The organism is Mesorhizobium denitrificans (assembly GCF_003403035.1).
GTDB classification, from domain to species: Bacteria; Pseudomonadota; Alphaproteobacteria; order Rhizobiales; family Rhizobiaceae; genus Mesorhizobium_G; species Mesorhizobium_G denitrificans.
Map to the genome: position 1 here is coordinate 62,470 of NZ_QURN01000009.1, position 25,198 is coordinate 87,667.

At 58.1% G+C, this 25,198-nt stretch carries 30 protein-coding genes and 2 tRNA genes; 15 read left to right on the forward strand and 17 right to left on the reverse strand.

Translation table 11 applies throughout. The features are described from left to right. Positions 1 to 249 precede the first annotated feature (249 nt). Complete coding sequence (locus DY251_RS12955) at positions 250 to 549, forward strand: hypothetical protein (RefSeq protein ID WP_137113772.1); 300 nt, start codon at positions 250 to 252, stop codon at positions 547 to 549. A gap of 128 nt (positions 550 to 677) precedes the next feature. Here the strand turns inward: DY251_RS12955 and DY251_RS12960 are convergent, their stop codons facing one another. The 5 genes from DY251_RS12960 to DY251_RS12980 form a co-directional block, all read right to left on the reverse strand. Beyond that, on the reverse strand, positions 678 to 1,022 hold the full coding sequence (locus tag DY251_RS12960; RefSeq protein ID WP_245415952.1) for an MliC family protein: 345 nt from the start codon (positions 1,020 to 1,022) through the stop codon (positions 678 to 680). Continuing rightward, positions 1,019 to 2,689, reverse strand: a complete 1,671-nt coding sequence (locus tag DY251_RS12965; RefSeq protein WP_116624331.1) for a vWA domain-containing protein — start codon at positions 2,687 to 2,689, stop codon at positions 1,019 to 1,021. Before DY251_RS12965 ends, DY251_RS12960 begins: the two co-directional genes overlap by 4 nt. Positions 2,690 to 2,796: 107 nt before the next feature. Next, positions 2,797 to 3,717, reverse strand: coding sequence for a GlxA family transcriptional regulator (locus DY251_RS12970; protein WP_245415959.1), 921 nt, complete (start codon positions 3,715 to 3,717; stop codon positions 2,797 to 2,799). 123 nt (positions 3,718 to 3,840) lie between these two features. Next, positions 3,841 to 4,731, reverse strand: a complete 891-nt coding sequence (gene folD / locus DY251_RS12975; RefSeq protein WP_116624439.1) for a bifunctional methylenetetrahydrofolate dehydrogenase/methenyltetrahydrofolate cyclohydrolase FolD — start codon at positions 4,729 to 4,731, stop codon at positions 3,841 to 3,843. Positions 4,732 to 4,835: 104 nt separating this feature from the next. Beyond that, the gene (locus DY251_RS12980) at positions 4,836 to 5,258 is read right to left on the reverse strand and encodes a hypothetical protein (protein ID WP_116624333.1); all 423 of its coding nucleotides are present in this window, start codon (positions 5,256 to 5,258) and stop codon (positions 4,836 to 4,838) included. A gap of 124 nt (positions 5,259 to 5,382) precedes the next feature. Between DY251_RS12980 and DY251_RS12985 the strand changes: the two genes are divergently transcribed. The 3 genes from DY251_RS12985 (at position 5,383) to proC (ending at position 7,358) form a co-directional block, all read left to right on the forward strand. Next, entirely contained in the window at positions 5,383 to 6,174 is a 792-nt protein-coding gene (locus tag DY251_RS12985; RefSeq protein WP_245415953.1) for a TetR/AcrR family transcriptional regulator, read from the forward strand. Between the two features lie 80 nt (positions 6,175 to 6,254). After that, positions 6,255 to 6,479, forward strand: coding sequence for a hypothetical protein (locus DY251_RS12990; RefSeq protein WP_137113769.1), 225 nt, complete (start codon positions 6,255 to 6,257; stop codon positions 6,477 to 6,479). Positions 6,480 to 6,542: 63 nt separating this feature from the next. Continuing rightward, positions 6,543 to 7,358 carry a pyrroline-5-carboxylate reductase gene (proC, locus tag DY251_RS12995; protein ID WP_116624336.1) on the forward strand — a complete coding sequence of 272 codons (816 nt, stop codon included), beginning with the start codon at positions 6,543 to 6,545 and terminating at the stop codon, positions 7,356 to 7,358. Positions 7,359 to 7,362: 4 nt separating this feature from the next. On the opposite strand, the gene DY251_RS13000 is transcribed toward proC, so the two are convergent. The 3 genes from DY251_RS13000 to DY251_RS13010 form a co-directional block, all read right to left on the reverse strand. Then, positions 7,363 to 8,676: an NAD(P)H-dependent oxidoreductase gene (locus DY251_RS13000; RefSeq protein WP_116624337.1), complete on the reverse strand. Its 1,314-nt coding sequence runs from the start codon at positions 8,674 to 8,676 to the stop codon at positions 7,363 to 7,365. A 192-nt stretch (positions 8,677 to 8,868) separates the two neighbouring features. After that, complete coding sequence (locus DY251_RS13005) at positions 8,869 to 9,555, reverse strand: LbetaH domain-containing protein (protein ID WP_116624338.1); 687 nt, start codon at positions 9,553 to 9,555, stop codon at positions 8,869 to 8,871. Between the two features lie 122 nt (positions 9,556 to 9,677). Continuing rightward, positions 9,678 to 9,752, reverse strand: a tRNA-Thr gene (locus DY251_RS13010). A gap of 189 nt (positions 9,753 to 9,941) precedes the next feature. Between DY251_RS13010 and DY251_RS21645 the strand changes: the two genes are divergently transcribed. After that, positions 9,942 to 10,094 (forward strand): hypothetical protein, encoded by a 153-nt coding sequence (locus DY251_RS21645; protein ID WP_170971385.1) that lies wholly within the window; start codon positions 9,942 to 9,944, stop codon positions 10,092 to 10,094. A 107-nt stretch (positions 10,095 to 10,201) separates the two neighbouring features. Continuing rightward, positions 10,202 to 11,491, forward strand: a complete 1,290-nt coding sequence (gene murA, locus DY251_RS13015) for a UDP-N-acetylglucosamine 1-carboxyvinyltransferase (RefSeq protein ID WP_116624339.1) — start codon at positions 10,202 to 10,204, stop codon at positions 11,489 to 11,491. A 7-nt stretch (positions 11,492 to 11,498) separates the two neighbouring features. Here murA and DY251_RS13020 read toward each other — a convergent pair whose 3' ends face one another. Next, positions 11,499 to 11,693, reverse strand: a complete 195-nt coding sequence (locus DY251_RS13020) for a hypothetical protein (RefSeq protein ID WP_116624340.1) — start codon at positions 11,691 to 11,693, stop codon at positions 11,499 to 11,501. A gap of 245 nt (positions 11,694 to 11,938) precedes the next feature. Between DY251_RS13020 and DY251_RS13025 the strand changes: the two genes are divergently transcribed. From DY251_RS13025 to DY251_RS13065, 9 genes are all read left to right on the forward strand, one after another. Further along, positions 11,939 to 12,373, forward strand: a complete 435-nt coding sequence (locus tag DY251_RS13025) for a DUF2948 family protein (RefSeq protein WP_116624341.1) — start codon at positions 11,939 to 11,941, stop codon at positions 12,371 to 12,373. A gap of 1 nt (position 12,374) precedes the next feature. Then, a complete protein-coding gene (hisD, locus tag DY251_RS13030) occupies positions 12,375 to 13,667 on the forward strand; it encodes a histidinol dehydrogenase (protein WP_116624342.1) in 1,293 nt (430 codons plus the stop codon). Positions 13,668 to 13,673: 6 nt separating this feature from the next. Then, the gene (locus DY251_RS13035) at positions 13,674 to 14,156 is read left to right on the forward strand and encodes a UPF0262 family protein (protein WP_116624343.1); all 483 of its coding nucleotides are present in this window, start codon (positions 13,674 to 13,676) and stop codon (positions 14,154 to 14,156) included. Between the two features lie 105 nt (positions 14,157 to 14,261). Beyond that, positions 14,262 to 14,480: a translation initiation factor IF-1 gene (gene infA / locus DY251_RS13040; RefSeq protein WP_019172992.1), complete on the forward strand. Its 219-nt coding sequence runs from the start codon at positions 14,262 to 14,264 to the stop codon at positions 14,478 to 14,480. Next, positions 14,481 to 15,125, forward strand: coding sequence for a Maf-like protein (locus tag DY251_RS13045; RefSeq protein WP_116624344.1), 645 nt, complete (start codon positions 14,481 to 14,483; stop codon positions 15,123 to 15,125). Further along, positions 15,122 to 15,319, forward strand: coding sequence for a DNA gyrase inhibitor YacG (gene yacG, locus DY251_RS13050; protein ID WP_116624440.1), 198 nt, complete (start codon positions 15,122 to 15,124; stop codon positions 15,317 to 15,319). Before DY251_RS13045 ends, yacG begins: the two co-directional genes overlap by 4 nt. Positions 15,320 to 15,521: 202 nt before the next feature. Continuing rightward, positions 15,522 to 15,597: transfer RNA gene (locus DY251_RS13055), tRNA-Phe, on the forward strand. Between the two features lie 22 nt (positions 15,598 to 15,619). Then, positions 15,620 to 16,456, forward strand: a complete 837-nt coding sequence (locus DY251_RS13060; RefSeq protein WP_116624345.1) for an HAD-IIB family hydrolase — start codon at positions 15,620 to 15,622, stop codon at positions 16,454 to 16,456. Positions 16,457 to 16,633: 177 nt separating this feature from the next. Then, complete coding sequence (locus tag DY251_RS13065) at positions 16,634 to 16,918, forward strand: glycine zipper domain-containing protein (protein ID WP_116624346.1); 285 nt, start codon at positions 16,634 to 16,636, stop codon at positions 16,916 to 16,918. A 99-nt stretch (positions 16,919 to 17,017) separates the two neighbouring features. Here the strand turns inward: DY251_RS13065 and DY251_RS13070 are convergent, their stop codons facing one another. From DY251_RS13070 to galE, 8 genes are all read right to left on the reverse strand, one after another. Further along, on the reverse strand, positions 17,018 to 17,761 hold the full coding sequence (locus DY251_RS13070) for an ABC transporter ATP-binding protein (protein WP_116624441.1): 744 nt from the start codon (positions 17,759 to 17,761) through the stop codon (positions 17,018 to 17,020). Continuing rightward, entirely contained in the window at positions 17,758 to 18,594 is an 837-nt protein-coding gene (locus tag DY251_RS13075) for an ABC transporter ATP-binding protein (protein ID WP_116624347.1), read from the reverse strand. The genes DY251_RS13070 and DY251_RS13075 overlap by 4 nt, the downstream gene beginning before the upstream one ends. After that, a complete protein-coding gene (gene nikC / locus DY251_RS13080) occupies positions 18,591 to 19,505 on the reverse strand; it encodes a nickel transporter permease (RefSeq protein WP_116624348.1) in 915 nt (304 codons plus the stop codon). The genes DY251_RS13075 and nikC overlap by 4 nt, the downstream gene beginning before the upstream one ends. Beyond that, positions 19,502 to 20,548, reverse strand: a complete 1,047-nt coding sequence (locus DY251_RS13085; RefSeq protein ID WP_425373299.1) for an ABC transporter permease — start codon at positions 20,546 to 20,548, stop codon at positions 19,502 to 19,504. Before DY251_RS13085 ends, nikC begins: the two co-directional genes overlap by 4 nt. 39 nt (positions 20,549 to 20,587) lie before the next feature. Next, entirely contained in the window at positions 20,588 to 22,225 is a 1,638-nt protein-coding gene (locus DY251_RS13090) for an ABC transporter substrate-binding protein (protein ID WP_425373300.1), read from the reverse strand. Positions 22,226 to 22,265: 40 nt separating this feature from the next. Beyond that, the gene (locus DY251_RS13095) at positions 22,266 to 23,327 is read right to left on the reverse strand and encodes a dipeptidase (RefSeq protein ID WP_116624351.1); all 1,062 of its coding nucleotides are present in this window, start codon (positions 23,325 to 23,327) and stop codon (positions 22,266 to 22,268) included. 310 nt (positions 23,328 to 23,637) lie between these two features. Next, the gene (locus tag DY251_RS13100; protein ID WP_116624352.1) at positions 23,638 to 23,952 is read right to left on the reverse strand and encodes a hypothetical protein; all 315 of its coding nucleotides are present in this window, start codon (positions 23,950 to 23,952) and stop codon (positions 23,638 to 23,640) included. Between the two features lie 60 nt (positions 23,953 to 24,012). Further along, positions 24,013 to 25,005 (reverse strand): UDP-glucose 4-epimerase GalE, encoded by a 993-nt coding sequence (gene galE, locus DY251_RS13105; protein WP_116624353.1) that lies wholly within the window; start codon positions 25,003 to 25,005, stop codon positions 24,013 to 24,015. Positions 25,006 to 25,198 lie beyond the last annotated feature (193 nt).

The following is a 25,198-nucleotide window of genomic DNA, read 5'->3' on the forward strand; positions in this document are numbered from 1 at the left end:
ACGGAATAAGGCTGCGATTGGAATCGGTCTTCGACCAATTCCGGGATGTAACAATCCCTCGTAAAGCGGTCAGTGTCGTGCGAAAACGACGCGTCCTCGGTTTCGCCGGGGAGGCCACGGCCATGTCCAGAGCTTCGGCTTAAAAGCCGTGGCAGCCGTCTTTGCGCGGTTTGTTACCTCCCCGGTCACCAGAGGGGCAATGGGGCAAATATCGCTCCTCGGTGACCACTCAACTCATGGGGAGTGGAAATGGAAACCTACAGTTTCTGGCAGGATTTTTTCGCGACATACCGTTCCTCGCCCGACGCCATCAAAGCCCTGTGGCTCATCGTGCCGCCGACATTCGCGGTCGCCCTTGCGCGGGTGGTGCTGAGCGCTTTTCACGACGCGCCAGAGTCAAATATTACCGTGGAATTTGAAAGCAGGGACCAACCCGTTCAAAGCCGGGAGAACGAAGAAGTTCTGATATTTGCGGGTGGGCGTTTGCTTGACCGTTTTGAGATTCCGCAAAAATCCGATTCGCGGATAACGCGCCCGCGAATGCTTTAGCGGAATGGCTCGGCGCAGAAATTCGGATCAGCGTTTGGCGAGAATGGTGATTTTCGAGAACCGGAGCGGAATGTACTTTTAGTACATGAGCACCGGAAGCGTAGAAAAGCGCCTTTCGCAGCCGACGCTCATTCGAATTTCCGGCAGATCTTGCCGGGATCGTTCTCACCGTTATGCAAATCGTACAGGGTGGCTTCGTCGCCCTTCGTCCACCAGATCAATTCCTGCCCGGCATATTTTGCGCCGCTTGCGGCCAGCACGGCAACCGTCACGACCACGCGATCACCCATCTTCAGCACGGCGAGCGAATTGTCTCCGGCGTTGATGTAGGTCGCAGCGATTTTCTGCCCGCCGCAGTCATAGTTCACCGTTTCACTCGTCGCGTCACCCGGCAAGTCCAGCGAAACACTTGCCGCCTCGGCGGCCGAAACCGCCATAACACCAGCCAACACTGCGATGCGCAAAATCATCATTGGACTTTGACCTCGGAGCGCTCGCCGGCCTTGATCGTAACCGGCTGTTCTTTCTTCGCGCCGTCGCCCTTTGGCGTCACGATCAGCAAATAATCGCCAGCCGGAACGGTGGATTGCATCGCCTCGCCATAGGCATAGGTCACGCCCTGCCGTTCGCCCTGCAAATTCGCCTTGCCTTCAAACAAGCGGATCTCGCTTGCGCCTGGCGCTTCAACCGCCAGAACGCCAGCGTTCAGCACAACGGTTTCTTCCCTGCGCTCGCCAACTTTCATCGATAACGGTTGCTCGACGGTCGCAGCGTCCATTTGCACAACGGCGACATAGTCTCCGGCAGGCAGATCGAAATCAGGATCGGTGCCGTAATCATACGCCACTTGTTCGCGCGTACCGTCGATCTTCTTCGTCGCCTTGAAAATGCGTGTGTAAAGATTGCCGGAGTCGACCTTTTCACCGCCCGCCGCATAGACGGACGAAATAACCGCCGTTCCCACGCCCACCACGATATCCTTGTCGATGACCTGCCCGGCGGCAACCTTGAACGTCTCGCTCACCTCGCCCGCGCCAAGCTTCACCGTTATCTTGGTGTCGCCCGCAGGAACGACGAATTTTCGTTCGCCATAATTCGCCGATGAATCCCCGCCCGGATATTCCGCGATGATCTGCGCATCGCCGTCCGGTTCCGCACCTTCGGAAGGCACAGCGCGAATGTTCAGCCTGCCCGCGTTCAGTACGAAATGCGGGGTCGCCATTTTGCCCGCCTCAACGGTCACTTTCTGCTCCGTGGAAGCCAGATCGACCTTGGCGGTCATGATGTAATCGCCCGGTTCCAGATTGCCCTTCCACGCGCCATATTCGGTGCTGACATAGTCGCCTGCCGTGCCGTCCGGTTTGGCGCGCGCAATGCTGTACGAAAGGTCGGTGGTTTTGAGTTCTTCGCCGCCCTCGTTCAACACGGCGCTCGGCACGATATTGAACTCGACTTTTGCCGGTTCAGGCGCGGGAGGCGGTGCCGGTTGCGGAGCCGGTTCGGGCGCGGGCTTCACCGCTTCCGCCACGGTCGATTTCAGCGCTTCCTCAAGTTGTCGCGCGTCGGACGCCTGCACATATTTGCCGCCGGTGTTTTCGGCCAGGCAAGCCACCTGCTTGCCCTCGTCGGCTGTCAGCCCGAAGCCCACGACATGCGCCGTGAAATCAACGCCTGCTTGCTCCAGCTCCTTGCCCAGCGCGCAGGGGTCTGCCTGACAGGTTTCCAAACCATCGGTAATGAGAATGACTGTCGCCTTCTCCTCGGTGTATTTCAGGTCTTCCGCAGCTTTTTTTACCGCGGCGGAAAGCGGCGTTTTGCCGAGAAATTTCATCTGGTCGGCAGCGGTAGTGATAGCCGCAGCGGTGCCTTTTGCGGGTGGCACGACCAGCTCAATATCTTCGCAGCTTCCCTTTTGCCGATGCCCGTAAGCCATCAGGCCAAGCTCAAGGTCGGCAGGCATGCTTTGCAAAACGGTGCGCAGCGCTTCGCGGGCAATTTCCAGCTTCGGCTTGCCGTCGATCTGCCCCCACATGGAGCCGGAGGCATCGAGCACGATGATAGCGCGGTCTTCGGCGCGCACGCCAATCACGCCCGCCATTATTGCGAAGAATACAAGAAACGCCCGCGCCAATAGCTGCATGATTTGCCCTCGTGGATTCGGTCGCGCGACGCTATCCAAACGAGCCGAATGTTACAATGGCGCGCCGTCGAATTTGCCGGGGTATCGAGATTCTGTCCCGCCATCCCTCAATAAGTCGTGCGGCGTTCTTCGCTCGGTGGTCTGCCGAAATGCTGGCGGTAGCTCTGTGCAAAATAGGAGTGCGAGGCGAACCCCGTCGCAACGGCAATATCCAGAATCGGCATGTTCGTCTGCCGCAGCAATTCGCGGGCGCGCTCCAGTCTCAGGCGCGTGTAATATTTGCCCGGCGTCATGTTCATGTGCCGCAAAAACAGCCGTTCCACCTGCCGCACAGACAGTCCTGCCGACTTCGCCAGTTGCACTGCCGACAGCGGCTCATCCAACGTATCGGCCATGCGCTCGACGATTTTTTTAAGCTTCTCGGATTTGCCCATCAGGTCGCGTTCGGGGCCGCGCCGTTGCCGGTCCGAAGCTGAGCGAATCCGCTCATAGTTGAACTGGTTCGCGACCTCGTTGGCGATGCCCGGTCCCAGATCATCGCGCACCACTGCCAACATCAAGTCGATCGAAGTCGTGCCGCCGGCGCAAGTATATCGCTTGCGGTCGATTTCAAACACGTTGCCGGAGCATTCGATCCCCGGAAATGCCTCCATGAACGACGCGCGATTTTCCCAGTGAATTGTGCAGCGATGGCCGTCCAGTTGCCCTGCTGCGGCCAGCAGATGTGAGCCGACCGAAAGCGCGCCGAGCGCCCCGCCGCGTCGTCCCCACTTCCGCAATCCGGCCAACACCTTGCTCTTGCCGGGAAACTCCAGCGAAAGCCCCGCTGCTACAAACAGAATGTCGGCATTGGGAACATCGGCGATGCTGTAATCCACCTTCACCGGCAAGCCATTCGACGCCATCACCGACTCGCCGTCGGCGGAAACCGTGATCCAGCTATAGAAATTGTGACCCAACTGGCGGTTTGCCGAGCGCAGAATGTCGATTGCGGCGGCCAGCGAGAACATCGGAAATTTTTCGACCATCAGGAAGGCGAATTGCCGATGGCGCACCTGAGCATCCGCTCCGCGTTGGGCCACCTCCGTCAAATTTGTCTGCACTTCCTCTTCCATCCGCCGCCCCGGTTGCTGGAAACCGCACTTGCTAGCCTAGAATCGAGGCCTTTCCAGTCCGGCGGCAAGATAAGCGGAAACGAGTGTATTCGCCATCAGCAAGGCGATTGTCATCGGCCCTACCCCGCCCGGCACCGGCGTGATCGCGCCCGCCACCTTTTCCGCCTCTGCAAAATCCACATCGCCGACCAGACGCGTTTTACCATCCGGGGTCGAAATCCGGTTGATGCCGACATCGATCACTGTAGCGCCGGGCTTCACCCAATCACCTTTCACCATCTCAGGTCGCCCAACCGCCGCGACCAGAATATCGGCCGTGCGGCAAACGGCAGGCAAATCCTTGGTGCGGCTATGCGCAACCGTCACCGTGCAATTGGCGCCCAGCAGCAGGCTCGCCATAGGCTTGCCCACAATGTTGGATCGCCCCACCACAACTGCCGTCAGCCCCGACAAATCCTTGCCGCGCACGCGTTCGATCAGAATCATGGAACCGGCCGGCGTACAGGGTACGAACGCCGTTTCCGTCTCGCCCGTAACCAGCTTGCCGACATTGACGAAATGGAACCCGTCAACGTCCTTCTCCGGCGCGATGGTCTGGATCACCCGACCCGAATCGATATGGCCGGGTAGCGGCAATTGCACCAGAATGCCGTGGATTGATTTGTCCGCGTTAAGGTTCGCGATCAGCGCCAGAAGGTCGGCCTCGCTGGTGTCTGCCGGCAGCGTGTGCTGCACCGACTTGAACCCGCATTCCTTGGCCTTTTTCGACTTGGACGCAACGTAGACCTGGCTCGCCGGGTCTACGCCGACGATAATCACCGCCAGTCCGGGTTGAATGTTCTTGTCCGCGATAAGCTTGGTCGCTCGTTCCTTGACCTGCGCGACCACGTCCTCTGCGATCTGCCTGCCGTCGATTCGTTGAGCCATGCTTGCCTCCGGAACTTGGTGTGTCCGGCGATAATCAACAAACGTCAGCCGCGCAATCCGCGCTTGCGTCGCCTTTTGCCGCAAAAGCGAAAACCAACCAGATTTCAGAAATAATTGCGGTCGCGCCGGATTGCCATTGCCCGAACAAGTTCCCGGCATTCCCGAACCGCCTCAAGACATTCCAGAAGCGCGCCGCGCATCTCGTCCATGCTCTCTTGCATGTCGTATGCCGCTTTCGCCGTCCCACCCGCCAGTGTTCGGCGCGCAATATCCGCTTCCACTGCCATGCGCGCAATTTGCGCCTTGCTCTCCAGCTCTACAGGCCGGTTCGAACCGGGTTGTGCAAAATCCAGCAGCGAACCATGTTTCGCGGTCAAGCTGTCCTGCACAGGCTCATACTCATCGGCATCCGCCAAAATGGCCGACTCATAGTGCAGCTTCGCGCGCGCCCTCGCCTCCTCCAGCGCATGCGCCAGCGAGGGGATAGCCCGCGTCGCCTTTTCTGCTTCGTCCTCGCCTTCCATCATTCCCGCCGACTGCTCTCGAATGTTCCATTAAGGCTAAGACCTGCCTCAGAATAAAGCGTTAAACATCAGTTTTACGGCATATTCTGAAAGTTATACGGGCGTATTTTACCTGAAACTTCATATTTTGCGGGAAAAACACCCCATCGTTTGCGCCAAAAGTGCCGTTGAAACCGCTTTCGTACGACGTATATTTACACATCATGCGAGGAATCGACCCATGAACGCCCCGGCTATGTCGCGCCGAGAACGCCAAAAAGCGGATACCCGCGCCGAACTATTATCGGCTGCTCATGAACTCATTGCCGAGGAAGGTTATGAGGGGCTGACCATCCGAAAACTGGCCGAAAAGGTCGGTTACGCGCCCATGTCCGTCTATTCCTATTTTGCAGATAAAGACGAAATTTTGCTCGCCGTCGCGGAGGATGCTTTCGCTACCCTGGCGCGCCGCGTAGCCAGCCGTCAAACTGATAACCCATTGGAATCTATACGTCGCGGGCTAAATGAGTATGCCGCTTTCGCCATCGAAAACCCCAATGAATACATCACCGTTTTCATGACGCCGAAGGCGCATCAGCATGAAGACGAAACGTTCGACACGCTGAAAAAGAACAACCCGTGCCTGAACCTGCTTTTATCGCAGATCGATGCGGCAGTTTCGCGCGGGCAGATGAAGGGCGATGTTTTCGCCATCGGCACAATGCTCTGGGCCACCATTCATGGCGCGGTGTCGCTCTTGATCACGTTCCCGAAATTTCCCTTCGGCGAACCTGCCGTTTTTGCTGATAGAATGATCGATGCCGGTATGCGCTCCGTGATCGATTGCGAGATCGCACCGCTGGGCGATCCCGGCGAATGCGGGACGAATTTTAAGCTCCAGTCGTCATTCCAAAAAAAATTGTACACGTACATTTTCTAGTTGAAGTGCGGCCAAAATCGATATATGTACATTTTTGTGTACATGTACGGTTTTTGAGATTCATCAAAGGAAACAAAGAGATGAAAACCGCATCCATCGCATTGGCTGCAATTCTGGCACTGTCGAACACCGCTTTCGCTGCTGGAGAAACCAAGCACACGGTCAAGATTGACAAGCCTGTAGCGCAGGAACAATTGGTCGACACCACCACGACCGGCTCGATCAAGAGCGACGCCCAAACCAATTCGGACAGGCCGCGCCTCGGTTTCGACGCCAACCCGTTTTCGTTCGGCAGCTTCCATTGAGCTGCCTCCGCCCTTTCCGTTTGGCCTGACTACCTTTAAAGCAGTGCCAAACGGAGAGTGGATATGACCTTGAAACTGGTGCTTGTCGGCTGCGGAAATATGGGCTTCGCCATGCTTTCGGGCTGGCTGAAATCCGGCAAGCTGAAGTCCTCCGAAGTGTTTGTCGTTGAGCCCAATGATGCGTTGCGCGACCGCGCTGCTGGCTTGAACGTCGCGACTGGAAGCAGTTCGCAAGACCTGCCCGCCGGTGCAACTCCGCAGATAATCGTTATTGCGGTCAAGCCGCAGGTTATACGCCAAGTCCTTGAGAATTATAAGCAATTCGGATCAGGTACGGCGACGTTTGTTTCGATTGCCGCCGGCACGCCGATCAAGACTTTCGAGGCCGTCCTGGGTACCGGTACGCCCGTGCTTCGCTGCATGCCGAATACGCCGGCCGCCATCGGCAAGGGCATGATGGTTGTTTACGCCAATCCGGCTGTCACCTCTGCCGCGCGCGAAACGATCAGCGATCTGCTTTCTGCCAGCGGCGAAGTTGCGGGCATCGACAGCGAGGATTTGATGGACGCCGTGACCGCCGTTTCCGGTTCCGGCCCGGCCTATATTTTCCACTTCATCGAGTGCCTGACCAAAGCCGCCGAAAAGGTCGGCCTGCCTGTTGAAACAGCCAGATTGCTTGCCATGCAGACCGTTTACGGCGCGGCCTGTCTTGCAGCCGAAACGCGAGAAGATCCGGGCGAGCTGCGCCGTCAGGTGACGAGCCCCAACGGCACGACCGCCGCCGCGCTCGACGTGCTGATGGGCGGAGAAAAGCTGGCGAATTTGCTGGCTGACGCTGTCGAAGCCGCGCGTAAACGTTCCGTCGAACTCGGAAGCTGATCCGCTATTTGCCGTGCAGCATTTCGTCCTGTTTACGCCGAAGGGCATAGAGCCGCGTCGTCGTATCGGGCGTTGCGTTTTCCGTGGTCAGCAATTCGCCTTTCGCCACGGGCTTCAGCACCTTGCCGCCTTCCAGCAGGCCGACTGGAATCGCCTTGTTTTGCCGCGCTTCCTTAACCGTCATGGTCCATGAACGGTAACAGGTCTCGCCGATAGCATCTAGGCTTTCACCGGGCTTCAGGTCACGCTTTGCCACAGCGCAAACTTCCGCGACGGGGCGCGGCAGCGGCACCATGTCCGGCTTGCCGTAAAGCACAATTCGCGCTGCCGTCAGCGGAACTTCCAGCGACGTGAGATGGTAGGGCCTGTGAAACGCATAATATGGGCCGTGACCGACATGCAGGTCGTCCATGCGCTCGATGATGCGAGGATGGGTGGCCTCCACTACGACGAAAACACCCGGCGCAACGCCCTTTCCGATCGTGTAATCGACCACGCCTTTGCGTGACAGAACGCCACCGTCCTCCTGCGGAATCAACATCTTAGCCAGTTGATCACGACCGGCGCTTGGCCCATGCATTCCTGCAATGTCCGGCACCAGCCCGGTGGCGTTGGCGATTGCCGCCATCTCGACCATCGTCTTGGAGCCGTCAACGAATTCGACCAGCATGCGCGGGTTCATATTCCTGCGCTCGGCCTCTTCACGATAGTCGTCCGGCACCGCGTCGTGATTAAGCGGGTTGTTCTTCCCCTTGCCTGCCGCCACGATTGTGTAGCCAAGCGCAGTGGCGAATTCGATTAGTTCCATGCAGCTTGAGGGCTCATCGCCTGCGCCGATGGAATAGAGCACGCCGAGCCTGTCCGCCTGCTGCTTCAGATATGGTCCGATGGTGACATCTGCTTCGACGTTCATCATCACGACGTGCTTGCCGTGTTCCATCGCCATCAGGTCGAAATCTGCCGCAACGCCGGGCTTTCCGGTAGCGTCAATAATGACGTCGAGCAGCGGATTCGTAACGAGCAACTCATTGCTGGTGATCGCAAGTTTTCCGGCTTCGATGGCTTGTGTGACAGCGGAAGCGGTCTGCGCTTCGACAGCGCGGTTCTCGTCTCCATAGGCAATGCGAACGGCATTGCGCGCCGTGTGCGGCCTGCGGGTGGACATGGCCGCAAGCTCAACGCCCTTCATCAACATGCATTGGGTAACGAGATCGGTGCCCATTTCACCGGAGCCGATAACACCGATGCGAACCGGCCTGCCCTCATCCGCACGGCGGGCCAAATCGCGAGCAAGACCAGTTAAGGCGATGGGCTGCATGGTTTTCCTTCGCTGTCGGCTGCGGCGCGGTGTTCGCAGAAACCGGAGATGCCGACACCGAAATGGTGCTGCGAGGTGAAAACAAAATCCACCCCAAAGACAACAACTTCAACTTGTTACGGAACGCTTTGCGGACTGCAAAACGACTTGAGTATCCGTTTAGTGCAAGTTTTCGCGCGTTTCAACCAATGTCTATGCAGCTTGCCGTTCATTGCGGGCAACTGCGTTCAGAGGCTTTGCCGGATTACCAACAACAACTGCGCCGGGCTCTACATCTTTCGTGACAACAGCGCCGGCACCGATAACGGCACCCTTTCCGATTGTCAGATATTTTTCCGGCTTGCCGGGGAGAAAGGTGGCGTCGGAACCGACATAAACATCGTCTTCGACTTTTATGCGACCATTCAGCGAAACGCGCGGCGCAAAGGTGACGAAATCGCCAACGATGCAATCATGCGCCACATAAGAATAAATATTGCAATGGAACGCCTTGCCGATCTTTGCATCCGAAGTGACGGTGGACAGGTGCGCGAAAATCGCGGCGCTGCCAAGCTCCACATTTTCACCTATGCGGCTGGTCGGCGCGAATACATTGAAAAACTCGAGCCCGTCTGCCTCGCATTGCTCATGCTTGCGCCTGCGCAGGGCGGGCGGCGCGAAAGCAATGTTGACTTTAAGGCCGGGGATGGTTTTCGCCTCACCATACGAAACCACCCTGTTGCCCTGAACCAGCTTGCCCTGCGCGGATGGATCATCATCGATGAAGATCAATTCGATTTCCTCATCGGTCATTCGCGAATTTATCGAGACGATCAGGTCTGAAGCGATTTCGCGAGCAAAACCGCCAGCGCTATAAAGTGCAAACGTCCTTGTCTTCATCGCGTCCCAGTTCGTCTTGAATAAGCACCGGGCGCTAATATTTCAGATAATTCTAAAATAATCAATCACAGCAAAGCAGCCCTGTTTTTCAGGCGCCGGCTTAAGATCATGTCGGGAAAAGCTGGTGCTGCCAGAGAGGATTGAACTCTCGACCTCTCCCTTACCAAGGGAGTGCTCTACCACTGAGCTACGGCAGCATCGGGCGGCTTTTCCTTGATTTCACATCGTTCGTCAACACGGGAAAAGCCATTCCGCCACATTTTCCTGCACAGCATTATGCACACCTGATCAAAGCCGCACATTCAACAACCCTTGTGGAACGCACAGCCAGGCCGCAAATATGCCATTGTCTGTTGATCTTGACTGACCTTGGGACGAATTGACCTTTGACCGCTGAAAAGAAAAACAACGCGACCAGCGAAGAGCGCCGCAAGGCGAGGCAGGCTGCGGAACTGCGCGCAAACCTTCTCAAGCGGAAGGCACAGGCCAGACAGCGAAAGGCCGACAAGAGTGCGGAAAGCACCGAGAAAAAGACGTGAAAGCTTGATGGCTCGTCTGGAGAGGGCCGTTTCTTGAACCATAGAGCGCAATGAGATAGACGGGCGCTTCGCTATTTACCGGTCGGAACCGGATAGAAAGATTTTTCATGGATCGAATCAAAATCGTCGGAGGGAACGAGCTGCGAGGCCGTATTCCGATCTCCGGCGCGAAGAACGCCGCCCTTCCCCTGATCATCGCATCGCTGCTTACCGACGACACGCTGACGCTGGAGAATGTGCCGCATCTGGCCGATGTCGAGCAGCTTATCCGCATTCTGGGGAATCACGGCGTCGATCATTCAGTGAACGGACGCCGCGAAAAGCAGGGCGAGCTTTACGCCCGCACGATCAATTTTTCGGCGCGAAACATCGTGGACACAACGGCTCCCTATGAGCTTGTATCCAAAATGCGCGCCAGCTTCTGGGTGGTTGGCCCTCTGCTGGCCCGCATGGGCGAAGCACGCGTTTCGCTGCCCGGCGGGTGCGCAATCGGCACGCGCCCGGTGGATCTGTTCATTGACGGATTGCAGGCGCTTGGCGCGGCAATCGATGTTGAGAGCGGCTATGTTATAGCCACCGCGCGCAACCGGCTGCGCGGCAATCGCTATGTGTTCCCGAAGGTTTCAGTCGGCGCGACCCACGTGCTGATGATGGCGGCGACGCTGGCGCGCGGTGAAACCGTGCTGGAAAACGCCGCGCGTGAGCCGGAAGTCGTGAACCTTGCCGATTGCCTGAACGCGATGGGCGCCAAAGTTTCCGGCGCGGGAACTTCGACCATCACGATCGAGGGTGTCGAGTCGCTTTCCGGCGCGCGCCATCGCGTGATTCCAGACCGCATCGAAACCGGCACCTACGCGATGGCGGTGGCCATGACCGGCGGCGACGTGTTGCTTGAAGGTGCGCGGCCCGAATTGCTGCAATCAGCGCTCGATGTGCTTGCCAAGACCGGTGCGGAAATCACGCCTACGAATGAAGGCATACGCGTGAAGCGCAATGGCGCAGGCATCACGCCAGTCGACGTTGTGACTGAACCGTTCCCCGGCTTCCCGACTGATCTTCAGGCGCAGTTCATGGCGCTGATGACGATGGCAAAGGGCAAGTCGCACATTACCGAGACGATCTTCGAAAACCGCTTCATGCACGTTCAGGAACTGGCGCGCCTGGGCGCGCATATTTCGTTGTCCGGTCAAACGGCGGTGATCGATGGCGTTTCAAGGCTGCGTGGCGCACCTGTGATGGCGACTGACCTGCGCGCTTCCGTGTCGCTGGTTATCGCAGGACTTGCCGCAGAGGGCGAAACCATCGTCAACCGCGTCTACCACCTCGACCGTGGCTTTGAACGGCTTGAAGAAAAGCTCTCCAACTGCGGAGCGCAGATCGAGCGGCTCTCCAGCTGAGGAACGCTCAGTGGAGCAGTCGCGCCAGCGCTGCCTTTGATTTGTTTTGGAAGTTCTTGAAGCGGAACCGATTCATGCGCACGATCAATGTCGGCTCTTCCTCGAATTCGAAGATGCAGAACACATCGCCGCTTTCAGGTTCAACAAGGACTTCCAATTCCGTCAGGTCCACGGAGTATTCGCTGATGTTATGTTTGCTCATGTGCCCAAACCCCGCATAGGTATAACATCATATACACTCTTTGTTAACCTAAATCACTTGGAATTTTTTGATTCTCGAAATTTATGATCGGCAAATTGCCGCGCCTTGCGCGCGGATGCGTGCGGGGCATCCCAATGAGCGGCATGGATGTCGTGCAAATAGGGTTGTGCTATGCGGCGAGCCGGTTGCGCCAGTTCGCGCAAGCGCATAACAAAGCCCTGATCTGCGCAGCCGGGAACCGCTGAATGACACCACTGAAACTCATCGCTCTTGATGCCGACGATCTGGATATCGTTTCTGCCCATGTGCAGGACGCGGTTTTGAAGGTCGGCGAAATCCAGTTCGATGCGGCGCATAAACGCCTCATCCTGCCGATGAACCGTTTTGCGTGGGAAGCTGCAAAAGGCGTTGTGCGGCAGCACAATGAGCGCCGCAACGCAGTGCTGCAATTCGACCGCGTGCTGGGTGTGCAATCGGCCGGTATTGAGCGTGACAAGCCGAAGGAGATTCTGTCGCTGCTGGCCATGGGCTTTGCCGCCGACGATGAACCTGCCGGAACGATTGAACTGTTGTTTGCCGGCGGTGGCGCAATCCGGGTGCAGGTTGAGTGCGTCGAAGCTCGGCTTGCAGATTTAGGAGGCGCCTGGGAAGCTTCTTCGCGCCCGGCGCATAAGGTTTGAGATGCCTGTTCGATTAAACCAGACGGATAGCGGCTTTGAGAGCGCATTCGCCGCCTTTCTTGAGACGAAGCGCGAGGCTTCGCCGGAAGTCGATAAGGTCGTGCGCGATATTATCGCCGATGTGCGGGCGCGCGGCGACGCGGCGCTGATCGAACTGACGCAGAAGTTCGACCGCGCCGATCTTGGCGCGATGGGCATTGCCGTTACGCCGGATGAAATAAAAGCCGCCTACGTTCAGGCGGATGCGAAGACCGTCGAGGCGCTGCGTTTTGCACGGGACCGCATCGAGTCTCACCACAAGCGCCAGATGCCGAAGGATGACCGCTACGTCGATGCAATCGGCGTGGAATTGGGCTCCCGCTGGACTGCGGTTCAGTCGGTGGGCCTTTACGTGCCGGGCGGCTTGGCGAGCTATCCGAGTTCGGTTTTGATGAACGCGATTCCGGCCCGCGTCGCTGGCGTCGAGCGCATTGCGATGGTGGTGCCCGCTACGGGTGGAGCGATCAACCCGCTGGTGCTGGTCGCGGCAGATATGGCGGGTGTCACCGAAATTTATCGCGTGGGTGGAGCGCAGGCTGTCGCGGCGCTGGCCCATGGCACTGAAACGATAGAGCCTGTCGCCAAGATTGTCGGACCCGGCAACGCCTATGTGGCGGCCGCCAAGCGGCAGGTGTTCGGCAAGGTCGGCATCGATATGATCGCTGGCCCATCGGAAGTGCTGGTCGTGGCTGACAGCGCAAATGATCCCGACTGGATTGCGGCTGACCTGATCGCGCAGGCCGAACATGGCGGCGGGGCGCAATCGATCCTGATTGCCGATGATGCGGCGTTTGCAGATGCGGTGGCGGCGGCAGTGGATCGGCAGATCGCAGCGCTGCCGCGGCCCGAACATGCCGAGGAAAGCTGGCGCGATTTCGGCGCGATTATTCTGGTGGCGAAGCTGGATGATGCACTGCCGCTGGTGGATCGCATCGCGGCGGAGCATGTCGAACTGGCATTCGACGAAGCGGAGGCGTTTTTCGCTCGTATGCGCAACGCCGGCGCGGTGTTTATCGGTCGACATACGCCGGAGGTCATTGGCGACTATGTCGGCGGCTCGAATCACGTTTTGCCGACAGCGCGATCAGCTCGCTTTTCATCAGGTCTTTCGGTGCTCGATTTCGTCAAGCGCACGTCTATTCTAAAGCTTGGCCCGGAACAGTTGCGCCAGCTTGCGCCGGCTGCAATTGCTCTTGCCAACGCCGAGGGCCTGGATGGGCATGGACGCTCGGTCGCTATCAGGCTGAACATGTAGGCTTCAATGTCGGGGACTGGGCGAACCAATGCAAAGCTCGTAGACGTCGAACTGGACGAGACAATCGGCCGTTCGACGCCCGACGTGGAGCATGAGCGCGCGGTCGCGATTTTCGACCTGATCGAAGAGAACAGCTTCGCCCCGGTGAATGACGATGCCGGACCCTATAAGCTCAGGCTTTCATTGGTAGAATCGCGCTTGGTGTTCGCGATTTCGCGCGAGAATAGCGAGCCGGTTGTAACGCATATTCTGTCGCTGACGCCATTTAGGCGCATCGTCAAAGACTATTACATGATCTGCGAGAGCTATTACGACGCGATCCGCTCATCGACGCCGAGCCAGATCGAAGCTATTGATATGGGGCGGCGCGGCCTGCACAATGAGGGTTCGCAAACGCTGATGGATCGTCTTGCCGGCAAAATCGAGATGGATTTCGACACCGCCCGGCGGCTGTTTACTTTGGTCTGCGTACTGCATTGGCGCGGTTAGGCGCAGTTGTTTCAAATCCAAGGTTCACAAATCGATCTTGATACTATAGGTTCCGCCAGTTTTTCGGCACAGCCGAAGACGCCTCATTCCATGCAAAGGTAGAGAATGCCGAAGGAAGAAGTCCTCGAATTTCCGGGCACGGTTACGGAATTGCTGCCCAACGCGATGTTCCGCGTAAAGCTCGAAAACGAGCACGAGATCATTGCCCACACCGCCGGTCGTATGCGCAAGAACCGCATCCGTGTTCTGACGGGTGACAAGGTTCTGGTGGAAATGACACCCTATGACCTGACCAAGGGCCGCATCACCTATCGTTTCAAATAGATGAGCGCCGAGAAAAAGCTCGTACTCGCTTCCGGCTCGCCGCGCCGTATCGAGCTGTTGCAGCAGGCCGGCATTGAGCCGGATCGTGTGTTTCCGACCGACATCGACGAAACGCCGCTGCGCGCGGAGCATCCGCGCTCGCTTGCGAAGCGGCTTGCGCGCGAAAAGGCCGAAGCTGCCGCCGAGCGCCTGAAGGAAGAGAAGGATTACGAGCCTTCTTTCGTTCTGGCTGCCGATACGGTTGTGGCTGTTGGGCGTCGCATTTTGCCGAAGGCCGAGATTCTCGACGAAGCGGCCAATTGCCTGAAATTGCTGTCGGGCCGAACACATCGCGTCTATTCCGGCATTTGCCTGATTACGCCCGATGGAAAGCTGCGTCAGCGGCTCGTCGAGACGCGCGTGCGGTTCAAACGGCTCTCGCGGCAGGAACTCGATGCCTATCTCGCCTCCGGCGAATGGCGGGGCAAAGCGGGCGCTTACGGCGTGCAGGGGCTGGCGGGGAGTTTCGTCGTAAAGCTCGTCGGTTCATACACGAACGTCGTGGGCCTGCCGCTTTACGAGACGGTTTCGCTGCTGACCGGCGACGGATATCCCGTGCTTTTCTCATGGCTCGCGGTCGGGCAACCGAAGCCGGGACGGAAATGACAGACGACAATTCCAAAGTAACGCCCATCCGCGCGCGCAGGGCCTGCCCGGAATGCGGCAAGCCATCCTCGCGCGAGAACTATCCGTTCTGCTCGTCTCGCTGCAAAGATCTTGATCTGAATCGCTGGCTTTCAGGTTCGTATGTTATCGGATCGAAAGGCGATGCGGATGAAGAAGGAACTGGCGAAAATTGAACGCCGATAGCGCTTGTTGATTCGCCGAAGGCGATTTCCAAAGCCGATTGTGCAAGAAAACCTCGAAATTTCAGCATGATGCATCAATCAGAGAAATTTCGATCATGGGGCGCTGGACAGGCAGAAATCGCATGCTATAACCCACGCGCTCTCCGGGATTTCCCCCGTTTGAGCAAGGCTGTTTCTCACGAAACTGCATCAGGCCCAGATAGCTCAGTTGGTAGAGCAGCGGATTGAAAATCCGCGTGTCCGTGGTTCAAATCCGCGTCTGGGCACCACTCCAAACCAGATAGATACGGCATGATAAGCAGCAAGCCGCTTTCCGAGTTCAGCGAGGACAAGCGCAGCAAGGTGCGCGTTGTGCTGACCGACATTGACGATACGCTGACCCAGGATGGCCGCCTGCCTGCGTCGGCTTATTCCGCGCTGGAAGCGTTGCAGCGTGCGGGGCTTGTCGTTGCGCCGATCACGGGACGGCCCGCGGGCTGGTGCGATTTGATCGCGCGGCAATGGCCGGTCAACGGCGTGGTGGGCGAGAACGGCGCATTCTATTTTCGTTACGACGACAGGCAAAAGCGAATGCTGCGCTATTACGCGAAATCTGATGAAGAGCGCGCAGCGGACAAGCAAAGACTGGAAGCGATCCGCGAGCGCGTTTTGCGCGAGGTTCCGGGCGCTGCCGTGGCTGCCGACCAAGCCTACCGCGAGGCTGATCTGGCGATTGATTTTTGCGAAGACGTACCCGCCCTGCCCCGCAGTGCGGTCGAGCGGATTGTCGAGATTTTTCAAGACGCGGGGGCCACAGCCAAAATCTCATCAATCCATGTGAATGGCTGGTTTGGTGGGTATGACAAGCTCAGCACCACGCGCGTGTTTCTCAAGGATTGCTTTGACATCGATATCGACGAGCAAAACGAGGAAATCGTGTTTGTCGGTGACAGCCCAAACGATCAGCCCATGTTCGGTTTTTTTAAAAACAGCGTCGGCGTGGCAAATGTGCTCGATTTCGCCGATTCGCTGACATCGCCGCCAGGTTTTGTTGCCAAGGGCAAGGGTGCGGCCGGGTTTGTGGAACTCGCCAATCTCCTGATTTCTGCACGCAACGGTTGCGCCAAAACTGGGCGAATCAAGGCTTAATTGATGCTTCGCCTTGCCGCTGCCATCTTCTGCCTGCTTGTGGCGGGCGTTGGGACAACGGGTGCTGCGCAAAAATTGCAGTGCAGGTGGAGCCAATCTGGCTTGAATGCGTTGCGAGGGTTGTAGGGGCATCCGTGCAATAGTGCGCTCGAAGGGTCATTTCTGGAGGTGTTATCAATGAAGAAGCTCATTATCGGCCTTGCGCTGCTTGTTCCGCTGGCGGCCTGCACAAACGCCGAAAAAGGCGCGGTAATCGGTGGCGTCGGTGGCGCTGCGCTGGGTACTGCCGCTGGCGGCAGCGACACCCGCAACGCCCTGATCGGCGGTGCAGTTGGTGCGGTTGCCGGCGCGCTGGTCGGCAAGGCAATGGATAATAACGGCAACCCGCGTGAAGGCATTTGCCGCTATCGCGATGAGTACGGCCGTATCTATGAAGCGCGTTGCCCGAGCAATTATTACTGATCACGGGATCGGATTAGACAAAGGCCCGGCGATGCGCCGGGCCTTTTGTTGTTTGCAGGCGGATGAAGGGTGACAAAATCATAAAAACCAAGTCAGCGGCTATCTACGGAAACCGGTGCTGGCTTCGATAAGCTTCTGCGTGTAGGGCTGTCGGGCTTTTCGCGCCGATAACTCAGTCGAAAGCAGTTGCTCCACCTCCTCACCGTGCTGCATGACCATCAGGCGGTCGCACATATGCGCGACGACCGCGAGATCGTGGCTGACAAGCAGGAAGGTGAGCTTGCGCGCCTTGCGCACCGTTTCCAGCAGGTTCAGCACTTCCGCCTGCACCGATGCATCCAGCGCCGAGGTCGGTTCGTCAAGCAGCAAAATTGAAGGTTCAACGATAAGCGCACGCGCAATCGCAACACGCTGGCGCTGGCCGCCGGAAAGCTGATGCGGATAGCGGAAGCGGAAGCCAGTGCCGAGGCCGACCTCTTCCAGTGCCCGCACAATGCGCCGCTCCTGATCGTCAATGCCGTGGATTGCAAGCGGCTCCTGCAACAGGCGGTCGACTGTCTGCCGGGGGTGCAGCGAACCATATGGATCCTGAAACACCATCTGTACGGAACGATAAAACGCCTTGTCGCGGCGCTTCGATAAGCTTTGGCCATCGATATTGATTGTGCCGGATGCGACTGGAGCCAAGCCCGCGATGGCGCGCAGAATTGTCGATTTGCCCGAACCAGACTCACCAACAAGACCGAAGGCTTCGCCCGGCTGGACCGCCAGGCTAACGCCTTTCAACGCGTGAAAATCGTCATAGACCACTTCGACGCGGTCAAGCTCCAGCGCGTTGGTCAAAGCGCCCACTCCGGCTTTCGGTCGAGCGTTGGAAGCGGATGACGGTCTGCAGCGCCGAGGCGCGGCATGCAATCAAGCAGGCCCCGTGTATAGGGGTGCTGCGCCTGATTGAGCTCGGATGCCTTGAGCTGCTCCACGATACGCCCCGCATACATGACGATGACGCGATCGCAGAAGGAGGACACCAGACGCAGATCGTGGGAGATGAATATCAACCCCATGCCGCGCTCGGTTACGAGCTGATCGAGAATGCGCAGTACGTCAAGCTGGACGGTGACGTCGAGCGCCGAGGTTGGCTCGTCTGCAATCAAAAGCTGCGGATTGGCGATGAGCATCATGGCTATCATGGCGCGCTGGCCCATGCCGCCCGAAACCTCGTGCGGATAAAGATCGTAAACACGGGCGGGGTCGCGAATCTGAACGCTTTCCAGCATCGCCAAGGCGCGTTTGCTCGCTTCGCTCTTGCCGATCTTTTCGTGTGCCTGAATGGATTCGACGATCTGCCTGCCGATGGTCATGACCGGGTCGAGCGAATATTTGGGGTCTTGCAGGATCATGGCGATGCGGTCGCCACGCAAATCGCGGCGCGCGCGGGCCGATATATTCGTCAGGTCGATGCCATCGAAATCCAGCTTGCGCGCGGTGACCTCTGCGTGAGGCGGCGTCAGGCCCATGATCGCGCGACCAGTCTGCGATTTGCCCGAACCAGATTCGCCGACAATGCCTAACCTTTCGCGGCCAAGCTCAAAGGACACGCCGCGCACGGCATCGACTGTGCCGGTGCGGGTGTGAAAGGCAACGCGGAGATCTTCGACCGTGAGCAGAGCGCTCATTGCCCGGCCCCCCGCGGATCAAGCGCATCGCGCAGGCCATCGCCGAGCAGATTGAAGCCGAGGCTGACGATGAGGATCGCCATGCCGGGCATGGCAGCCACCCACCATTGGTCGAGAATGAAGCGGCGGCCGGATGCAATCATCGCACCCCATTCCGGCAAGGGTGGTTGTGCGCCGAGCCCGAGGAAGCCAAGCCCCGCGGCGGTGAGGATGATGCCAGCCATGTCGAGCGTGACGCGCACGATGAGCGACGAAATGCAGAGCGGCATGATGTGGCGCACGACGATGCGCGCGGGCGAAGCGCCCATCAAGCGCACTGCGGCGATGTAATCCGAATTGCGAACCGTGAGCGTTTCGGCGCGCGCGATACGGGCATAGGGCGGCCATGACGTTATGGCGATGGCGATGACGGCGTTTTCGATTCCCGGCCCCAATGCGGCAACAAAGGCGAGCGCCAGAATGAGCTTGGGGAAGGCGAGGAAGATGTCCGTTATACGGCTGAGAACGGTGTCGATCCAGCCGCCCGCATAGCCCGCAACCGTGCCGACCAGCAAGCCGATGGGTGCAGCGAGAATCGCAACCAGCACGACGACATAGAGTGTGAGCCGCGAGCCGTAGATAATGCGTGAGAGGATGTCCCGGCCCTGGTCGTCGGTGCCCATCCAATGTTCCCAACCGGGTGGCTTCAACCCCTGCCGCAGATCACCCGCAACAGGCGAATAAGGCGCAAGGACGGGGGCAAATGCAGCTACCAGCAACAGCATGATTATGATCGCAAGGCCGATCAGCGCGAGCCGGTTTGCGGCGAAGCGCTGCCAGCTCATATAGGCGCGGCCAAGACGTGCTTGCAGCCGGGATTGCGGCCGCTCGCTCAGCAGCCATTCGCGCCGGGACATAGCCACATCGCTCATGTGCGCGTCCTCGGATCGAGGACACGATAGAGCAGATCCGACAGGAGGTTGAGAGCGATGAACAGCGCGCCAATGACGATGGTGCCACCGAGCACGGCGTTCATGTCTGCGTTCTGCAGCGAGTTGTAGAGATAGGAGCCGATGCCCGGCCACGCGAAAACGGTTTCTGTCAAAACGGAGCCTTCAAGCAGCGTCGCGTAAGAGAGTGCAATGACCGTGACAAGCGGGACGGCGGCGTTGCGCAACGCATGGCCCCAGATGACGCGTGTTTCGGAAAGGCCCTTGGCGCGGGCGGCAACGATATATTCCTGCGACAACTCGTTCAACATGAAGGATCGAGTCATGCGGCTTATGTAGGCCATTGAAAAATAACCAAGAAGAGCGCCCGGCAAAATGATGTGGCGGAACACATCGCGAAAAACATCCCAATCGCCCTGAAGGATCGCATCGACAAGGAAAAGGCCGGTGATCGGCGTGAAACTGTATTCGTATGCCACGCCGATTCGACCCGGTCCTTCGACCCAGCCGAGACGTGCATAGAAGACGAGGAGTCCCATCAGACCAAGCCAGAAGATGGGCACGGAATATCCGACAAGCCCAATGACCCGGACGATCTGGTCGATGAGGCTGTCGCGCTTCACGGCAGCAAGCACGCCAAGCGGAATGCCGAGCAGCAGGCCAATGATAGTGCCAACGGTGGCAAGCTCGAGGGTGGCAGGCAGCACGCGGCGAATGTCGTCCATGACCGGATAAGTGGACAGGACGGAATTGCCGAAATCGCCTTTGAGCGCCTTGGTGAGATAGAGGAGATATTGATCCCAAAGCGGCAGGTCGAAGCCATATTGCTTGCGCGCGGCAGCGACTACGCTTGCGGGCGCGCGGTCGCCGACAATCGCCAGAACGGGATCAATCGGTATGACGCGCCCGATGAAGAACGTCACGGTGATCAGGCCCAGAAAGGTGATCGCCGCGACGACAAGAAAACTCAGAATCGACCACGCCAGAGATGAGGCGCCGGAGCGGCGCCTCCCTCTCGTGGACACACGATCAGCGGTGTTCGCCAATGGCGGAACCCCCGCGCCTTACTTCGAGACCGGCGCGACGAAGTTGGTGTCGAATGTCGGCCCGAGCTTGAAGCCCTGAACGTTTTTGCGCAGGCCGGCGATTTCCGTTTCCTGCCACAGGAAAATAAACGGACCGGTGTCGCGAACCTTCTGCTGAATGTCCGCATACATGCTCGAGCGCTTGTCGGCGTCACGTTCGGTGAGCGCGTCCTTCGTTTCCTGCTGGAGATCGGCCGGGACATCCCACGCATTTCGCCATGCCAGCGTCTTGTTCATGGAATCGTCGGCATTGTTGGGATTGGTCGCGAAGGTTTCCGCGTTTGAATTCGGATCCCAATAATCGACGCCCCATTGCAGGATCGCCATATCGTGCTGACGCGCGCGGTATTTTGTCAGGATGGTTTTGAAATCGCCGGGGATGATTTCAATCTTGATGCCAGCCTGCGCGGCAGTAGCCTGAATAGACTCCGCGACGCCAGCGACGGGTTGCTGACTGCGCACGTCCATCGTGACCGAGAAGCCATCCGGCAGGCCAGCCTTCGCCAGCAATTCCTTAGCCTTGGCGACATCCAGCTTGTAAGGATTGTCGTCGCGCGCACCGAGAATGCCTTTCGGCAGGAAATTCTGGTGGATTTCGCCGATGCCCTTCAGAAGAGTATCCTGAAGCGCGTCGTAATCGACGAGGTATTTGAACGCCTCACGAACTTCCGGCTTGGCCAGCTTTTCGTTTTTTTGGTTGAGGCTGAAGTAATAGACCGTGCTCTTGGGCGCTGCAGTGACGGCCAGATCAGCATTCTTGCTGACGGCATCAAAGTCGCCCGGCTGGAGGTTGCGCGCAACGTCGACATCGCCCTTTTCCAGCATCAGGCGCTGTGTCGCGCTTTCCTTGACGTGACGGTAGACCACGCGGGCCAGCTTGGCCTTTTCGCCATAGTAATTGTCGTTGCGCTCGATGACGACTGCCTCGTTGGCCTTCCACTCGCGGGTCTTGAAGGGGCCAGAACCTGCATAGTTGGTTTTCAGCCAGCCATTGCCGAAGTCGTTGTCGAATTTGTATTCGTCGCTGGGGGTGACTGCCGCGACATGTTCCTTGACCAGCTTCGAATCGACCACCGCGCCGACGGTAGCTGTGAGGCAGTTCAGCACGAAGGTTGGCGCGTAAGCCTTGTCTACCATGAATACGAAGGTGCCAGCGTCAGCGGCCTTGGCCTTTTCCGCGACATTGTCCGACGTGAGGCCGAATTGCTGGATGATAAAGGCCGGGCTCTTGTTGAGCTTTACGGCGCGCTCGAACGACCAGGCAACATCTTCTGCGGTGATAGGGTTGCCGGATGCGAATTTGATGTCCGGCTTCAGCTTGAACGTATAGGTCAGGCCGTCATCCGAGACGGTCCAGCTATCCGCGATGCCGCCGATAACCTTGGTCGTGTCGTTGGCGTCGAGGCGCACCAGCATGTCGTAGGTGTTGCCGGTGATTTCGCCGGTGGAAAGTTCGAACGCCTCAGCAGGATCGAGCGAAATCATATCGTCGATGGCCCATGCCTGCACAAGCGTATCGGGCGGCGTGTCCGCGAGCGCTACAGGCGCTGCTGCAAGGAGAGCTGAAAGCAGTGTGCCAGCCAACAGTACACGTGAACGCGTTTGAATTCGCATCATCATCACTTTGTTCCCTTCTGTAATCGTTGAGTTTTTTTAGTCAGGCCGACGCGCTTTCTCTCCATGCAGAGCGCAAAACGCGGAACCAGTTATCGCGGCAAATCTTCGTCAACTCTCGGCCAGAGTATCCGGCGTTCTGCAGAGCTTCAACGAGGAATTGAAGACCGGCAGCATCGCCAATTTGTGCGGGAACAGATGCACCGTCAAAATCCGAGCCGATTGCCACACAATCGATGCCCATACGCTCGACCATGTAGTCAACGTGACGGATCATATCTTCCAACGGTGTATTGACGTTATCGCTGGCATCCGAGCGCAGCATCGTTACTGCAAAGTTCAGGCCAACGAGGCCCTTGCTCTCCTTGATTGCATCAAGCTGTTTATCGGTGAGGTTGCGGGCAACGGGCGTCAGCGCATGAACATTCGAATGGCTGGCAATCAAAGGCTGGTCGGTGGTGCGCGCCACATCCCAAAAGCCTTTCTCCGTGATGTGCGAAAGGTCGATGAGAATGCCCAGACGATTGCAGGCGCGGACGAGCTCGAATCCAGCGTCAGTCAAGCCGGGTCCGGTGTCGGGGCTCATAGGATAGGCGAAGGGAACGCCGTGGCCGAAAATATTGTTGCGGCTCCAGACAGGCCCGAGCGAGCGCAGGCCAGCGGCATGAAACACCTCCAGCGCGGCAAGATCGCGGTCGATTGCTTCGCAACCTTCCATATGCATGACGGCTGCGAAAACGCCCTGCTCCATCGCATGTTCGATGTCATCGATGGTGCGGCAAAGCCGCCATGCACCCGCCTCGTCCAGCCGGACGGCAATCGCGGCTTTCTGGAGCGCAATGTCCAGCGAGGGCTGACGCTCAAGCGGAGCGGAAAGCGGCGTGCTGTAGTGGCCGTTCTTATCGGGTTTATCGAGCATCAGATGCCCGGCTGGAATGTAGATTGCGCAAAGGCCGCCAATCAGGCCGCCTGCTTTTGACCTCGGGCCATCGATGTGACCCTTCTTGGTTCCCTCGGCAAATTCCTTGACCGGGTCCTGCCCGGATTGCGCATTTAGCCAGAGACGCAGCAGAACATCATTATGGCCGTCGAAAACAGCTTCCATCATTTTCCTCGTATCAAGCGGTGATGATGTTCAGCACTCGTTAGCCAGATCAAGTACCCGCTGCACTGCACCAACAGATTGAATCATGTGGGATTATAAAACCATGAAGCGTGGACCCGCAGCGCCCGTTGTGACAAACAAGCGCTAGCATAAGGAATCACCGATGAATCAGAACAGGCTTTATTAGCTGCTGGGCGCACTGATCGTCGCGGTCATCGTGATGGGCTTTTATATCTGGCGCGAAGAATCCAAGCCCGACGGCGTCGAGCTTCGTATCGATCAAAACGGCGTTTCCGTTCAGCAAAACTGATCAGGAGCGGCGAACCATCATCGCCGCCAGCAGACCCAGCACCACCAAGCCTACAGCAGCAGCAGCAGCGGGATTTTCACGCGCATGCTGCTCAAACCTGCGCGCCGATTTGCGCAGCGGCGGCAGCGCTTCGACTACGCGATCCGCGATCTCTTCATAGAGATGGGAAACCCCATCGCTGGCGTCCTCATAGGCCGCAGCGCCGCGCTTTGCCGCAACTTTGCGGAGGCTTTTTACCTCCTTGCGGAGCGCAGCTAGTTGCTCTTCGAGATTTTCGACGATGTCATCTCTGGACGACGAGAAATACCGTGCCATTTTTGCCCTCAGTTTGTTCAGGTTGTTAAGCAGAACGAGCAGGGGCGAAGATGGTTCCGGCTATCGCGCGGAGTTGCGGCGAGACAGAGATGACTCCCAAGCCAGCGCATCGCCTACGATCAAATCGAGATTATCGCGCGCCGGCTTCCAGCCGAGTTCGGCGCGCGCCATATCCGAGTTCGCGACGATTGCGGCCGGATCACCGGGACGGCGCTCCGCAGTGCGGACATCGAAATCCCCACCATGCACACGTCGCACGCTGTCGATGACTTCAAGCACGGAATAGCCGTGGCCATAACCACAATTGGCGGTGAGATTGCCGCCGCCCTCTCTCAATCGTTGCAAGGCAAGGCGGTGTGCGGCAACCAGATCGGAAACGTGAATATAATCGCGAACGCAGGTTCCATCCGGCGTCGCGTAATCCGAGCCAAAAACCTGCATATGGTTGCGCTTGCCCAGAGCGGTTTCGCTGGCGACCTTGATGAGATGCGTTGCGCCGGGGGTCGATTGCCCGGTGCGGCCACGTGGATCCGCACCCGCCACGTTGAAATAGCGCAGCACTGTGTAGGTAATCGGATGCGCGGCGGCGGTGTCTGCCAGCATCCATTCCGTCATGAGCTTGGAGCGGCCATAAGGCGATTCCGGATGCAGCACGGCGTTCTCGCTAACAGGCTCCGAGCCCTGCCCGCCATAGACAGCCGCGGTGGACGAAAAAATGAAATGCTTCACACCCTGCTTCACCGCCGCCTCAAGGAGATTGCGGGTTTTGGCAGTGTTGTTGGCGTAATAGCCAAGCGGGTCGGAAACCGATTCCGGCACCACGATGGAGCCGGCGAAATGGATAATCGCCTCGACCTTATGCTCGGCCAGCACCTGCTCCATCAGGGGCATATCGCCGATGTCGCCGACGATCAGCTTCGCTTCGGGCGCAACTGCCCATTCAAAGCCAGTCGAGAGCCGGTCAACGACGACGACCTCTTCGCCAGCGTCGAGCAACTCCCACACCATGTGACTTCCGATATAACCGGCCCCGCCGGTAACTAGCACTGACATGCGACTTCCTGCTTTCAGCAAAATTCGGGAGATAGAGAGAACTAGCCGGATTATCGTGCAATGCGCAACTGCACATATAGCCTGTGATTAACGCCAATTTAGCGGCCATTGACTTGCATCAAGGACAGGCGTGGCATTTTGCCCGCCTTAGGCACAATAGACGTATCGGGTCACGGACTTTATGTTCCTGCTC